This window comes from Actinomycetospora termitidis (assembly GCF_030286555.1).
Classification (GTDB): Bacteria; Actinomycetota; Actinomycetes; order Mycobacteriales; family Pseudonocardiaceae; genus Actinomycetospora; species Actinomycetospora termitidis.
Genome location: NZ_JASVWF010000002.1, coordinates 418,852 through 432,149, shown reverse-complemented (window position 1 = coordinate 432,149; position 13,298 = coordinate 418,852). Strand labels below are relative to the sequence as shown.

The 13,298-nt window shown below is 75.6% G+C and carries 11 protein-coding genes; 3 read left to right on the top strand and 8 right to left on the bottom strand.

From position 1 onward, the window contains the following. Positions 1 to 64 precede the first annotated feature (64 nt). Positions 65 to 502 carry an SRPBCC domain-containing protein gene (locus tag QRT03_RS09950; protein ID WP_286052543.1) on the bottom strand — a complete coding sequence of 146 codons (438 nt, stop codon included), beginning with the start codon at positions 500 to 502 and terminating at the stop codon, positions 65 to 67. After that, positions 486 to 1,757: an ROK family transcriptional regulator gene (locus tag QRT03_RS09945; protein WP_286052541.1), complete on the bottom strand. Its 1,272-nt coding sequence runs from the start codon at positions 1,755 to 1,757 to the stop codon at positions 486 to 488. The genes QRT03_RS09950 and QRT03_RS09945 overlap by 17 nt, the downstream gene beginning before the upstream one ends. A 56-nt stretch (positions 1,758 to 1,813) precedes the next feature. On the opposite strand from QRT03_RS09945, the gene QRT03_RS09940 reads away from it, so the two are divergent. Next, complete coding sequence (locus tag QRT03_RS09940; protein WP_286052540.1) at positions 1,814 to 2,407, top strand: HAD-IA family hydrolase; 594 nt, start codon at positions 1,814 to 1,816, stop codon at positions 2,405 to 2,407. Positions 2,408 to 2,412: 5 nt separating this feature from the next. After that, complete coding sequence (locus QRT03_RS09935) at positions 2,413 to 3,609, top strand: MFS transporter (protein ID WP_286053343.1); 1,197 nt, start codon at positions 2,413 to 2,415, stop codon at positions 3,607 to 3,609. 217 nt (positions 3,610 to 3,826) lie between these two features. Here the strand turns inward: QRT03_RS09935 and QRT03_RS09930 are convergent, their stop codons facing one another. Then, positions 3,827 to 5,578 (bottom strand): proline--tRNA ligase, encoded by a 1,752-nt coding sequence (locus tag QRT03_RS09930; RefSeq protein WP_286052539.1) that lies wholly within the window; start codon positions 5,576 to 5,578, stop codon positions 3,827 to 3,829. Between the two features lie 71 nt (positions 5,579 to 5,649). Here QRT03_RS09930 and QRT03_RS09925 point away from each other — a divergent pair, with 71 nt between their 5' ends. Then, on the top strand, positions 5,650 to 6,798 hold the full coding sequence (locus QRT03_RS09925) for an outer membrane protein assembly factor BamB family protein (RefSeq protein WP_286052537.1): 1,149 nt from the start codon (positions 5,650 to 5,652) through the stop codon (positions 6,796 to 6,798). Here QRT03_RS09925 and QRT03_RS09920 read toward each other — a convergent pair whose 3' ends face one another. The 5 genes from QRT03_RS09920 to QRT03_RS09900 all read right to left on the bottom strand — a co-directional run bounded on the left by QRT03_RS09920 (position 6,799) and on the right by QRT03_RS09900 (position 13,294). Beyond that, positions 6,799 to 9,582: a histone H1-like repetitive region-containing protein gene (locus QRT03_RS09920; RefSeq protein WP_286052536.1), complete on the bottom strand. Its 2,784-nt coding sequence runs from the start codon at positions 9,580 to 9,582 to the stop codon at positions 6,799 to 6,801. A 121-nt stretch (positions 9,583 to 9,703) separates the two neighbouring features. Continuing rightward, positions 9,704 to 10,783, bottom strand: coding sequence for a class I tRNA ligase family protein (locus QRT03_RS09915; RefSeq protein WP_286052535.1), 1,080 nt, complete (start codon positions 10,781 to 10,783; stop codon positions 9,704 to 9,706). Between the two features lie 22 nt (positions 10,784 to 10,805). Further along, a complete protein-coding gene (locus tag QRT03_RS09910; RefSeq protein ID WP_286052533.1) occupies positions 10,806 to 11,240 on the bottom strand; it encodes a LapA family protein in 435 nt (144 codons plus the stop codon). A 354-nt stretch (positions 11,241 to 11,594) separates the two neighbouring features. Further along, on the bottom strand, positions 11,595 to 11,921 hold the full coding sequence (locus QRT03_RS09905; RefSeq protein WP_286052532.1) for a cobalamin biosynthesis protein: 327 nt from the start codon (positions 11,919 to 11,921) through the stop codon (positions 11,595 to 11,597). Positions 11,922 to 11,932: 11 nt separating this feature from the next. Continuing rightward, entirely contained in the window at positions 11,933 to 13,294 is a 1,362-nt protein-coding gene (locus QRT03_RS09900; RefSeq protein ID WP_286052531.1) for a cobyrinic acid a,c-diamide synthase CobB, read from the bottom strand. Between the last annotated feature and the right edge of the window lie 4 nt (positions 13,295 to 13,298).

The following is a 13,298-nucleotide window of genomic DNA, read 5'->3' as shown; positions in this document are numbered from 1 at the left end:
GCACGGTAGGACGGCTGCCCGACCGCCCACCAGAAACCGCTCCGAGGAGCAGACCCTGCACGCCTCAGGCGGGATCCCACGGCGGCATCGGCTCGCCCGACTGCGCGGCCGCGAGGCGGGCCAGGTACCAGGTCCAGCCGGCGGCGAGGTCCTCGCGGGGGACGCTGCCGTCGAGGCGCTGCACGAGCACCAGCTCGCTGCCGCCGCCGTGCGGGGACACGGTCACGTCCAGGTGCCACGACGCGTCGCCCGCCGGAAAGTCGACCACCAGACGATGCGGCGGCTCGCAGACCTCGATCGTCACGTCGACGGGGTCGTCTTCCTCCCCACCCGCGTCGACCTCGCCGGTCATCGTGAACGAGACCGTGCCCGTCGTCGGATCACCGGTCCACGTGCCGATCCAGCGACCCAGCCGCTCGGACTCGGTGATCGCGGACCAGATGTCCTCGACCGGGTCGGGGTAGGTGCGGCGGACGACGAGGTCCTCAGCCGGTGCGGTCACGATGCGTCTCCTCTCGTCGGGCACGCCGGCCGCGGCGCACCTCGGTGTCCAGGGCGTCCAGCCGGGCGGCGGGGCCCGCACGTTCCTCCGGGTCGAGAGCCGCCCGCGCCAGGCCCTCCGCGCTCGTCACCTCGTCGAGCGCCAGGGCGACGGCCCCGTGCAGCGCGGCGTCCGGACCGTGGACCCCGTCGCGGACCGGCGTGGGCACCGGCCGTCGCCACCCCATCAGCCCGGCCCGGTACGCCTCGTCGAACGCCGGGCCCCGCAGCCGCGGCGCCAGGCCGCCGAGCACGACGACGTCGGGGTCGTGCGCGTTCACCAGACCCGCGACACCCCGACCCAGCGCCGCACCCGCCGCCGTCGCCGCGGCGCGGGCCGGCGGGTCGGGACGGTCGAGCACCGACGCGGCGAACGTCCGCGGGTCGGACGGCGCCGGGACCCCGAGACGCCGGGCCATCCCGTAGCCGTCGACCTCCGGGCCCCAGCACCCCCGCGCCCCGCACGGGCACTCGACGGCGGGGTCGCCGAAGGGCAGGTGCCCGAACTCCCCCGCCGCCCCCTGCGCGCCGGTCTGCGGGCGGCCGTCGATCAGGAGCGTCCCGCCGAGCCCGACCTCGACCAGCAGCGACAGCGCCGTCCCGGCCCCGGCCGCCGCCCCGGTGCGGGCCTCGGCGAGCCCGGCGAGCGTCGCGTCGTTGCCCTGCAGCACCGGCAGCGGCGCGCCACCGACCACCCGCGCGAGGTCCAGCGAGGTCCAGTCCAGCTCGCCCGAGCGCACCACCCGCCCGTCGGCCATCGGGGCCGGGAACGACACGGCCAGGGCGAGCGGCGACCCCTCCCGCGCGGTGACCGCACCCGCCACCTCGTCGGGGCACTCCCGGACCCGCCAGCCGGACGCGACCACCGTGGGGATCCCGTCGAGCCCCGCGACGCCCAGCCGCCAGTCCTCGTGACGCAGGTCGAGCGCGAGCACCGTCGGTCCGGCGGGATCGGGGACGAGGCGGGTGGTCGGGCGACCCCGGCCGGACACGGGCGCCTTCTCCTCCGCCACCCAGCCCGCCGTGCGCAGCCGGGCCACGGTCTCCGTCGTCGTCGCGCTGGACAGCCCCAGACGGTCCGCCAGGACGACGCGCGTCAGGCCCGGCTCGCGGCGGACCTCGTCGAGCACCCGAGCGGCCGTGCGCCAGCGGTCCGCCGCCGCCCGCGAAGGGCGACCGGCCTCACCGTGCTCGTCGTCACCCCACATCGGGAACATCCCGCCATTATCCTCGGTTGGCGAGAAAAGTCGACGTCGAGGTGAACGGAGGGGTCATGACGATGGACGCGGTGCTGTTCGACATGGACGGCACCCTCGTGGACTCCGACGCCGTCGTCGAGCGGGTCTGGCGCGCCTGGGCCCGCGACCACGCCGTCGACGAGGACCTCGTGCTCACGACGATGCCCGGTCGTCCCGCGGCCGACACGATCCGTCTCCTGCGCCCGGACCTCGACGCCGAGGCCGAGGGCCGTGCTCAGTTGGAGAAGGAGTACGTCGACCTCGACGGGGTCGTCGCGACGCCAGGTGCGCACGACCTGATCGCCGCGCTGGGCCGGGACGGCATCCCGTGGGCCGTCGTCACCAGTGCGGACGCGAAGCTCGCGGCGTTGCGCCTGGGCGCCGCCGGCATCACGCCCCCGCTGCTGGTCACCCGCGACCAGCTCACCCACGGCAAGCCCCACCCCGAGGGCTACCTGCGGGCGGCGGAGGAGCTCGGCGTCGACCCGACCCACTGCCTCGTCGTCGAGGACACCGCGACCGGCGCTGACGCCGGCCGCGCGGCCGGCGCCCGCGTCGCCGGCCTGAAGGGGATCAGCGCCGATCTCCCCCTGACCACCCTGAACGATCTCCTGGGAGTGACCCGTTGAGCACGGTGCTCGAGCCTGCGACCACCGACACCCGTCGCACGCGCATCCCCGCCGCCGTCAGCCTGGCCGCGCTCTCGCTGGGCGGCCTCGCGATCGGCACCACCGAGTTCGCCTCCATGGGCGTGCTCCCCGGCTTCGCGGCCGACCTCGGCGTCTCCGTCCCGACGGCGGGGGCGGCCATCAGCGCCTACGCCCTCGGCGTGGTGGTCGGCGCCCCGCTGATCGCGATCGCCGGCGCCCGGTGGTCCCGCAAGAAGCTGATCGTCGCCCTCGCGGTCACGCTGGTCGTGTTCAACGCCCTGTCCGCGGTCGCGTCGTCGTTCCTGCCGTTCGTGGCCCTGCGCTTCCTCTCCGGCCTGCCCCACGGCGCCTACTTCGGGACGGCGGCCGTGCTGGGCGCCGCGCTCGTCGAGCCGGCGAAGCGCGCCCGGGCCCTCGCGACGGTGATGCTCGGGCTGACGATCGCGAACATCATCGGCGTCCCCGCCGCCACGTGGCTGGGCGAGACGTTCGGCTGGCGCTCGGCCTACGTCGCGGTCACCGTGATCGCGCTGATCACGGTCGCCGCCGTCGTGTTCCTCGTGCCGGACCCCCCGCAGGCGCAGGGCGGCAGCATCCGCGGCGAGCTGACCGCCTACACCCGCCCACAGGTCTGGCTGACCCTCGGCGCGATCGCCGCCGGCTTCGGCGGCCTGTTCGCGGTGTACAGCTACATCAACCCGATCCTGACGGCGAACGCCGGCATCGACCCCACGACCATCGCCCTCCTGCTGGGCGCCCTCGGCATCGGCATGACCGTCGGCAACGTGGTCGGCGGCCGGCTCGCCGAGCGGGCCCCGCGGGCGACGATCGCGGTCGCGCTCGGCGTCTACACGCTGGTGCTGATCGGTTTCGTGTTCGCCTCCTACCAGGCGGCGACGGCCGCCGTCGGGCTGTTCCTGCTCGGGTTCGTCGGGCTGTCGGCCGGACCTGCGCTGATGGGCCGGCTGATGGACTTCGCCGCGGAGGGCCCGTCGCTGGCCGCCGCGAGCTTCCACTCCGCGTTCAACGTCGCCAACGCGATCGGTGCGGCCCTTGGCGGGGCGGTCCTCGCCGCGGGCCTGGGCTACGACGCCCCGGCCCTGGTCGGCGCGGCCCTGCCGTTGCTCGGCCTGGCGGTGTTCGGCGTCAGCGTCGCGCTGGAGCGGCGACAGACGGCCTGACCCGGCGGAGTAACCCAACCCCGCACAGTCCCAGACGGGGTCATCCGGGTGGGCCGGCGAGCGAGATCTCGAATTCTGTGGCGACACGCCCAAGATCTGGGACGACACGCCCCACGAGTTCGGATCTTGCCCGCTGGCCCCGGCCAGCCGTCATGACGGTGCCGGGTTCCCTGTCACCAGACGACTGCAGTGACGCATTGCTGGCACCGGTAGATGCTCAGACCCCGCCGGTGAGCGCCGAGACGACCTCGTCGACCGGTACCTCGCGCCGCTCGCCGGAACGACGGTCCGTCACCTCGACGACGCCGTTCGCCAGGCCGCGGCCGACCGTGATCGAGGTCGGCATCCCGAGCAGCTCGGCGTCGGCGAACTTCACGCCCGGCGAGGCCTTGCGGTCGTCGAGGAGCACCTCGAGCCCGGCCTCGGCGAGTCCGGCGGCGATCGTCTCGGCGGCCGCGCGCTGGGCGTCGTCCTTGCCGGCGATGACGATGTGGGCGTCGTACGGCGCCACCTCGCGCGGCCACACCAGGCCCTTGGCGTCCGCGTGCTGCTCGGTGATCGCCGCGACGGCGCGGGACACGCCCACGCCGTAGGAGCCCATCGTGATCGTCGCCGGCTTCCCGTCGGAGCCCAGGGCGGTGAGCCCCAGTGCCTGGGCGTACTTGCGGCCGAGTTGGAAGATGTGGCCCATCTCGATGCCGCGCGCGGCGACCAGCGGACCGGCGCCGTCGGGCGACGGGTCACCCGCCCGGACCTCGGCGGCCTCGATCGTGCCGTCCGGGGTGAAGTCGCGGCCGGCGACGAGGTCGAAGACGTGCCGCCCGGGCTCGTCGGCGCCCGTGACCCACGCCGTCCCCGTGACGATCCGCGGGTCGACCAGGTAGCGCACACCGTTCTTGGCCAGCCCGACCGGCCCGATGTAGCCCTTGGTCAGGAACGGGTTGCGGGCGAAGTCGGCGTCCTCGAGCAGGGCGACCTCCGCGGGCGAGACCGCCGCCTCGAGCCGCTTCATGTCGACCTCGCGGTCGCCGGGGACCCCGACGCCCAGCAGCTGCCACTCGTCGGCGCCCGGCAGCCGCGTCTTGACCATGACGTTCTTCAGCGTGTCCGCCGCGGTGTAGTCCCGCTCCGGGGCGACCTCGCGGGCGACGGCGACCAGCGAGTCGATCGTCGGGGTGTCCGGGGTGTCGTGGACGACCGCCTCGGGCTGGTCGTCGACCGACTGCTCCGGCGGGGCGGGCGTGGTGACCGCCTCGACGTTGGCCGCGTAGCCCGACTCCAGGCACCGCACGTAAGTGTCCTCGCCCGCCTCGCACGGCGCGAGGAACTCCTCGGACGCCGACCCGCCCATCGCCCCGGACATCGCCGAGACGATCTGGATCTCCAGGCCGAGCCGGTCGAACAGCTTCTGGTAGGCGACCCGGTGCGCGGCGTAGGACTCCGCCAGGCCCTCGTCGGTCAGGTCGAACGAGTACGAGTCCTTCATGACGAACTCGCGCCCACGCAGGATGCCCGCGCGCGGCCGCTCCTCGTCCCGGTACTTCGTCTGGATCTGGTAGAGCGTCACCGGGAAGTCCCGGTACGACGACGTCTCCCCCTTCACCATCAGCGTGAAGAGCTCCTCGTGCGTCGGCCCGAGCAGGTAGTCCGCCTGCTTGCGGTCCTTGAGCCGGAAGAGCGTGTCCCCGTACTCCGTCCAGCGGCCGGTCGCCTCGTAGGGCTCGCGGGGCAGCAGCGCCGGGAAGTGCACCTCCTGGGCGCCGATGGCATCCATCTCCTCGCGGACGATGCGCTCGACGTTGCGCAGCACGCGCATCCCCAGCGGCAGCCACGAGTAGATGCCCGGCGCGATCCGCCGGACGTACCCGGCCCGCACGAGCAGCTTGTGGCTGGTCACCTCGGCGTCGGCCGGGTCCTCGCGCAGCGTGCGCAGGAACAACTCGGACATGCGGGTGACGCCTCGTGCCATGTCGAGAGCCTAACGACGGCCCGCATCCCGGATTCGTCCGGAGGTCGCCCGAGCGGGCCAGACTGCACGTCGTGTGGCGCGTGCTCCTGGTGGTCGTCGTCGCGGTGCTCGCCGGGTGCTCCGGTCCGGCCGTGGTCACGACGACGGCCCCGCCCGTCGCCTCCGCCCCCGTCCCGGCTCGACCGACCGGGGTCGCGTGGCGTTGGGCGGCGCCCGGCCCGGTCCACGCGCTCGCCGCGGCGGGGGCCGGCGTCGTGGTCGCCGGTGACGACGGCGTCACGGCGCTGGACGGGTCGACGGGACGCGAGCGCTGGCGGTACGCCCGCCCCGGCGCCGCACTCACGGCCCTGGAGGTCTCGCCCGACGGCGGGTCGGTGGTGCTCGTGCACGACGACGCCGAGTCGTGGTCGGTGACCGTGCTCGACGGTTCCACCGGTGCGGTGCGGTGGGACGACGAGGTCGACGTCGAGCCGACGCTGCTGCTGACCGACGACGTCGTCGTGCTCGCCCACGCCGAGGGCACCGTCGTCGAGCATCGGGCGAGGGACCTGGCGAGCGGCGACGACCGCTGGACCCGCCGGACCACCCCCGGCTGCGAGCAGCGGACGCTCGCCCCGCAGCACGCCCTCGAATCAGTGCCGGTCGCCGAGTGGTGCGCGGGCCGCACGGTGCTCCGGGGCCTCGACGAGAGCACGGGGCAGGACCGGTGGGCCGTCGACGCCGGCCCGTCGGAGGCGTCCGGGGGGTCCGGGCTCGGGTCCACGACCGACGGTTCGCTCGTCGTCGCGACCGGACCGCGACCGCGGCTGCTGGTCGACCCGCGGACCGGCACGGTGCGGGTCCGGGTGCCGCGGACGGCGGGCAGCCCGCTGCTCGGCGAGGGGCTGCCGCAGGTCGAGCTGCTGTCCCGGATCGTGCCGTCGGTCGCCGGGCTGGACCTCACGACCGGCACGGCCGTCCCTCCACCGCCTGCGCCGTGCGAGGGGCCGAGCCTGCTCGTCCTGCCCGCAGCCGTCGTGCAGGTGTGCTCCGACGAGCTCGGAGACTCCGCGACCGTCGACGGCGGGGCACCGATCCCGCTCGGTGAGCTCGCGCCCGCGGACGGGGTCCCGCTCGGTCGGCCCGAGCGCCTCCCCGAGGGCCCGATGGTGGTGGCCGGCCCGGGTGCCGTCGCCGTCGCGAACCGGTCGTCGACGACCGTCGTCGTCGGGCTGCGCTGACTACTGGTAGGTGATCAGGTCCGGCGCGGGCTGCAGCGTGAGGGCCTGCTCCGGAGTCAGCGTCGGGGTGTCCTCGTCGATGAACAGCTTGAAGCCGAGGTGCAGCTGCTGCGGGCGCTGGAGCTGCTGGTACTTGCCGATCTTGTTCGGCGGGGCGCCGAAGCCGTCGATGTGCTGCACGACGGCGAGCTGCGGCGGGGTCTGCAGCCGCTCCGGGTTCGTGATCATGTTCGGCGTGAACTGGTGCAGGACGAAGAGCTTCTGCGGCAGGTTCGCCGTCTGCACGATGTTCGCGAGCCAGCTCGAGACCTGGTTGACCTCATCGGCGCTCACGGTCCCGATCTGCTCCCCGGGAACCTGTCCGGCGCCCATCCGCCACTCCGGGTCCAGCGCGAGGCTGACGTCCGGCTCGCGGAGGAGGGCCTCCCAGGGACGGACGGCCGTCATGAAGTCGGCCCGCCCCGGCTGGATGTCGATGATCATGACCTGCTGCTTCGCGCGCGCCGCGGCGAGGTACTGGCGGGCCTCGCCCTCGTCGATGTTGCTGTGGTACGTCCCGTCCGGGCCGGGCGTGCTGTTCGCGATGCCGACGATGAGCTCCATCGCGGGCAGCACCGACTTCCCCGGCGACGCGAACGGTGCCGCCGCGGCCTCGAGCTTCGTCGCCGCGTCCTGGGGCGAGCCCTCGCCGAGGATGCCGAGCGAGTCGGTCCCGGCGGTGCCGTAGTAGGCGACGATGCGGTGCTGGGGGAAGAAGGTCGTGCCACCCCGCGGGAGCTGCGGCGGGCCCGGCGGTGGGGCCGGGCTGTTCGCGGGGGCCGGGATCGCCGTGTTCGGCGCCGGAGCCGCGGCCGGCTCTCCGGAGCCGGAGGCGTGGTCGGTGATCAGGGCGACCAGCCCGAGGAACGCCGCGAGCACCAGCGCCGCGAGCACGAATGCGAACAGCACGCGCCGACGGCGGCGGCGGTCCCGGACGACGCCCGGCCGCGGTCCCGCCGGCGGCGGCTCCTCGACCGGGGACATCACGTCCGTGCGGTCCGACGGCGTGATCTCGGTGCGCTCGGCCGCCGACTCGGGCTCGACGGCCGGGCTGGACGGCGTGGTCGGCGCCTCGGAGATCGTGTCGGAGGGGGCGGCAGCCGTGGCGGCGGCTGCCGCAGCGGTCGCAGAACCGCTTCCGGCGGACTCGGTCTTGCCCTCGCGGGCGGGGGCGGGCGCCGTGGCCGCCCTCGCAGAACCGCTTCCGGCGGACTCGGTCTTCTCCCTGCGGGCGGGCGCGGGCGCCGTCGCTCCACCGGCCCCCGCAGAACCGCTTCCGGCGGACTCGGTCTTGCCCTTGCGGGCCGGCGCGGGCGCCGTCGCGCCGGCAACCCCCGCAGAACCGCTTCCATCGGACGCGGTCCGGCCGGGCTGGTCCGGGGTGGACGGCTCCGTGCGCGGGCGGTCAGTGGTCGCGGCGCGCGCCTCGGGGCCGGAGGCCGGCGTGTCCTCGGTGTCGTCGTCGGTGCGACGCCGGTAGCGGCCCGCGATCGCGCCCACCACCGCCCCGGCCCCGGCTGCCGCCGCACCAAAGGCCGCGGCGCCCTTGCTCCGACCACCACGCGTGGACCCGTCGCCGTCGTCGTCCGCGTCGACCTTGCGGAGCAGTCCGGTGGCGCGGTCGTCGACCGATGCGGTCGCCGGGACGGGCGATGGGGTCCGCACCGTCTCACGCTCCGACGGTCCGGCCTGCTCGGCTGCGGCCTTCTCGGCTGCGGCTTTCTCGGCTGCGGCCTTCTCGGCTGCGGCCTTCTCGCGAGCCGCCCTCTCGGCAGCGGCCTTCTCAGCCGCCGCCTTCTCAGCCGCCGCCTTGTCGCGAGCGGCCTTCTCCGCAGCAGCCTTGTCCGCGGCAGCCTTGTCCGCGGCCGCCTTGTCCGCGGCCGCCTTGTCCGCGGCCGCCTTGTCAGCGGCCGCCTTGTCAGCGGCCGCCTTGTCAGCGGCCGCCTTGTCCGCGGCCGCCTTGTCAGCGGCCGCCTTGTCAGCCGCCGCCTTCTCCGCCGCCGCCTTCTCCGCCGCCGCCTTCTCCGCCGCCGCCTTCTCCGCCGCCGCCTTCTCCGCCGCCGCCTTCTCGGCCGCCGCCTTCTCGGTCGCGGCGACCTTCTCGGCGGCCGCGGTCTCGGAGGCGGTCGGGAGCTTGGCGGCGGGCAGGGTGGCCGCTTCGCTCGGGGAGCCGGTGTCCGTCTCGCCCTCGGCGGCGGCACCCGACGTCCGCCAAGGCGGGGTGCGCGGGGCCATCGCGGGCGAGCCCGCACGGGCGGCGGGGCGGGAGGGCGCGTCGGGCGGCGCCGTCGGCGGGGCGGTGCGCCCGCGGCCGAAGACGGATCGCCGCGGGGGCCCGGCGGGTGGGCGGGACCCACGGTCGGGCGAGCGTTCGCGGGTCGGAGGGACGGGCGGCTCCGGTGTGACGTCCTCCCGAGGTGCCTCCGTGGGCGCGGAGGCGGCGCTGGGCCCGGGCTCGTCGTCGGCGGTCGGCGCGGGGTCGGCGACCGGCACGGCGTTCGCAGGCTCCTGCTCCGCGGGTTCCGAGCGCGCGGGCTCCGGCTCGTCCTGCGAGGGGGACGGGCGCCGATCCTCCCCGCCCCGTCGGCGCGGCCGCAGGAACGACCGGGCCCCCGACCCGGGGCGGCGCCGCTCCGGGGCCTCGCCGCCGCGCGGCTCGTCGTCGGGAAGGTTCTCCGGCGACTCCCGCGGTGCGGGCGGCTCCATCGGCTTCAGCGTCACCTCGTCGGGACCGCCCCAGCGCATCACGCCCTCCTCCGCTGCCCCGGGCGCGACGCAGCGCCACACCCGACGTCACACCGTAGGCAGCGGCGGCACTTTTCGCGGCACATCGGCCCCGCGTGTCACAGGCGTATCACCTCGAAGATCAGGTCAGGCCGAGCACCGAGAGCGCCAGCCGGGCTGCCTCGCCCCCCTCGGACTCGGCCAGAGCGAGCGCGGCGGGCACGTCGAGGTCGTCCAGCAGTGCCGCGAGCACCGCGTCGGCGGCCGCCTCGCCATCGACGTGCCGGCCCGCCGCGGAGAAGAGCCGCTCGAGGCGGTCGGCGGCCGCGGCCACGTCGTCGGGGCTGACGTCCCAGGCCTGCGCCCACGGCCGGTCGAGCACGAGGAGCCGCACCGCGGCCGCCGGCCAGGACTCCAGGAGGTCCGACACCAGCACGAGGTTCCCGGCCGACTTCGCCATCTTGGCCCCGTCGACCCGCACCGTCCCGACGTGCAGCCGGGCCCGGGCGAAGGGCCGCACCCCGGTCATCGCCTCCGCCATCGCGGCCATCCCGGTGTGGTGCGGGTGGCGCAGATCGGCCCCGCCGACGTGCAGGTCCACCGACGGGCCGAGCACCGAGAGCGCCATCGCCGCGCACTCGGCGTGCCAGCCCGGGCGGCCGTCGCCCCACGGGCTCGGCCACGCCGCCTCCCCGGGCTGGGCGGGCCGCCAGATGGTCGGGTCGGCCGGGTCGTCGGCGCGGGCCGACGGCGGGACCTGGGACGAGGCATCGTCGGGGACGTCCGTGATGCCGACCGCGGAGGCACGCAGCAGGACCTCGCCGTCCCGCTCGTAGGCGACGCCGCGGGCGAGCAGCCCGGCGGCGAGACGGACGGTGTCGTCGACGTGGTTGTGGGCCCGCGGCTCGTGAGCCGGCGGGCGGACGCCGAGCGCGGCCATGTCGCGGTCGAAGCGGAACTGCCCGACCGCCGCGAAGCTGTCGAAGCGGCTCCCCGCGCGCTCGGCGGCGGCGTCGAGGACGTCGTCGACGTCGGTCACGTTGCGGCACACCTCGACCGACACCCCGGTGCGGCGCAGGACGCGGGTCGCGACGTCCGCCCACACGAAGGTCGAGGCGTGGCCGAGGTGCGTGGTGTCGTACGGGGTGATGCCGCAGACGTAGGCGCGGGCGTGCCCGACCAGCGGCAACGGCTCCCCGGCGAGGGCGAGGGTGGGAGTCACGCCCCCATCCTGCCCCGCGGGTCTACCGGCGCGGGTGCCGCGAGGCGCGCCGCCACTGGATCATCCGCCCGAGTCCCGGGATCGCGAGGAGCAGCACGCCCGCGATCGCCGAGAACAGCATCCAGATGCCGAGCGGCAGCTCCGCCTGCATGCCCAGGAACTGCACGCGGGCCGGGTCCAGGTTCTGCAGGATGAAGATCAGCAGGAAGACCAGGACCACCGCGCCCAGGATCAGCCCGATCCACGCACCGCCGATGCGGGTCCGGCCGGGCCCCGTCCTCGGCGTCGCGTGCGTGCGCGTGGGAGCGCCCGCGGTGCCGCCCGGCATGCGCTCGGTCTCGCGCTCGGCCGGCGGCACGCTCTCCCGACGGGTGACCGTCGAGTGCTCGACGGTCGGGCCGTCGGCGGGGGACGGCGCGGTGAGGTCGGGCGTGGCCGCCCCGTCCTTCTCGGTCATGGGCACATCCTGGCGTCTCGGGCACGCGCTGGGGAGACGACACGTCCGGGATCCGCCGGGCGCAGTGGCCGGTCGGGGCATCCGCCGTGCGTTGCGCCGCGCACACGGTCAGGCCGGTCACGGGGCAAGATCTCGTTCTGCCGAGCGAGGTGGGGCGGGGACCGATCGGTCCGCTCCCACGTTGAGGATCTTGCCCTCGCCGCGGGCTCTCGGACCGCCGTTGCGGCACGCAACGCCGATCCAGCTCGGCGCGACCGCCGCTGACCGTGTGCGCCGCGCACACCACCCGCGGACCGACGCGACCTGCCCCGACCGTGTGCGCCACGCACACCCGAGCGCGGCCGGCGAGACGGATCAGCGCGCCAGCGCCACCGTCACCATCCGGCCCCGCTGCTTCTCGACGACGAGCTCTCCCGCTCCCCCGAGCTCCCGTGCCGCCAGGATCGCGGCGGCCTCCGCGACCGACCCCGTGCCGGTGAGACGGCGGACCACCGCGGACGGGTTCGGCACGTCCACGGCGTCGAGGTCGGCGGTGCCGTACGCCAGGAGCTTCCGGCCCTCGGCGACCGCGGCGACCGACGGCTCGCCGAGGCGCCGGTCGATCGTCGCGACGGCGTCGTACTCCAGCCCGCCGACGGCCTCCAGCAGGTACTCCACGGGCGTTCCGGGCTCGACGCCCACGCCCAGCACGATCACGGCGGGCCGACCAGACCGGCGACGAACCGCCGGACCGCCTCCGGTCGCCCGGCGGGATGGGTGTGCAGGTAGGAGGCGTGCACGTTCCCCTGGACGAACCCCTCGGTCACGTCGTCCCACTGCCACGCCGGGTCGGCGCCGGCCCGCGGGGTGGTCACCGTGCGGTGGAACTCGTGCCCCGTGACGACGTCCCCACGGGCGGCGACCGGCGAGTCCGCGAGAGCCGTCGCCGTCCGGTAGCCCAGCGTCAGGCGCGGGCCCATCGCGGCGTCGGCGTCGAGCACCCCGCACATCGGCGACCCGTCGAGCGACCGGCCGAGGTAGAGCAGGCCGCCGCACTCGGCGTGGACCGCACCACCGGCCGTCGTGAAGGAACGCACCGCGGAACGCAGGGCCACGTTGGCCGAGAGATCCTCGAGGTGCTCCTCCGGGAAGCCGCCCGGCAGGACGAGCGCGGCCGTGCGCTCGGGCAGCGCCTCGTCGCGCAGCGGGTCGACGACGACGACGTCGCCTCCCGCGGCCCGCAGCAGCTCCGCGTGCTCCGGGTAGCCGAACGTGAACGCCGGTCCACCGGCGACGGCGACCACGCGGGGCGCGCGCCGGTCGGTCGGGCCGACCTCCTGCACCGGGTCCCAGGGGTCCATGGGGGTCGCCGGCGCCGAGCGCGCCAGACGTTCGACCCCGTCGAGGTCGACGTGCGCGGCGACGAGAGCGGTCATGGCGTCGACGGCGTCGCGCGCGGCGGCCCCGTGCTCGGCGGCGGTGATCAGTCCGAGATGGCGGGACGGGACGGCGAGCTCCGCCCGGCGCGGCACCACGCCGAGCACCGGCACCCCGACCTCCGCGCAGGCCGCCCGCAGCGCGTCCGCGTGCCGCTCGGTGCCGACCCGGTTGAGGATCACCCCGGCCGGCGCCACGGCGGGGTCGAACGTGCGGAACCCGTGCAGCAGAGCCGCGACGGACCGGTGCTGGCCGCGCGCGTCGACCACGAGGACCACCGGCGCCCGGAGCACCCGCGCGACGTGCGCGGTCGATCCATCGTCGGGAGCCGATCCCAGCCGCCCGTCGAACAGGCCCATCACGCCCTCGACGACGGCCACCGCGGCTCCGGCGGCCCCGTGCGCCACGAGCGGTGCGAGTCGCTCGACGCCGCAGAGGACGGGGTCGAGGTTGCGTCCGGGGCGGCCCGAGGCGAGCGCGTGGTAGCCGGGGTCGACGTAGTCCGGCCCGATCTTGAACGGCGCCGGGACCGTGCCCCGCGCCGCCAGCGCGCCCAGCAGGCCCGTCGTGATCGTGGTCTTCCCGCTTCCCGACGACGGCGCCGCGATCACCACCCGGGGCGGCAGCACGGCGCTCACGAGG

Bases quoted from the DNA above. Each gene is read 5' to 3' on its own strand.
- QRT03_RS09930 (WP_286052539.1), bottom strand. From the start codon at position 5,578: ATGGCACGAGGCGTCACCCGCATGTCCGAGTTGTTCCTGCGCACGCTG.
- QRT03_RS09920 (WP_286052536.1), bottom strand. From the start codon at position 9,582: ATGCGCTGGGGCGGTCCCGACGAGGTGACGCTGAAGCCGATGGAGCCG.
- QRT03_RS09940 (WP_286052540.1), top strand. From the start codon at position 1,814: ATGACGATGGACGCGGTGCTGTTCGACATGGACGGCACCCTCGTGGAC.
- QRT03_RS09910 (WP_286052533.1), bottom strand. From the start codon at position 11,240: ATGACCGAGAAGGACGGGGCGGCCACGCCCGACCTCACCGCGCCGTCC.
- QRT03_RS09945 (WP_286052541.1), bottom strand. From the start codon at position 1,757: ATGTTCCCGATGTGGGGTGACGACGAGCACGGTGAGGCCGGTCGCCCT.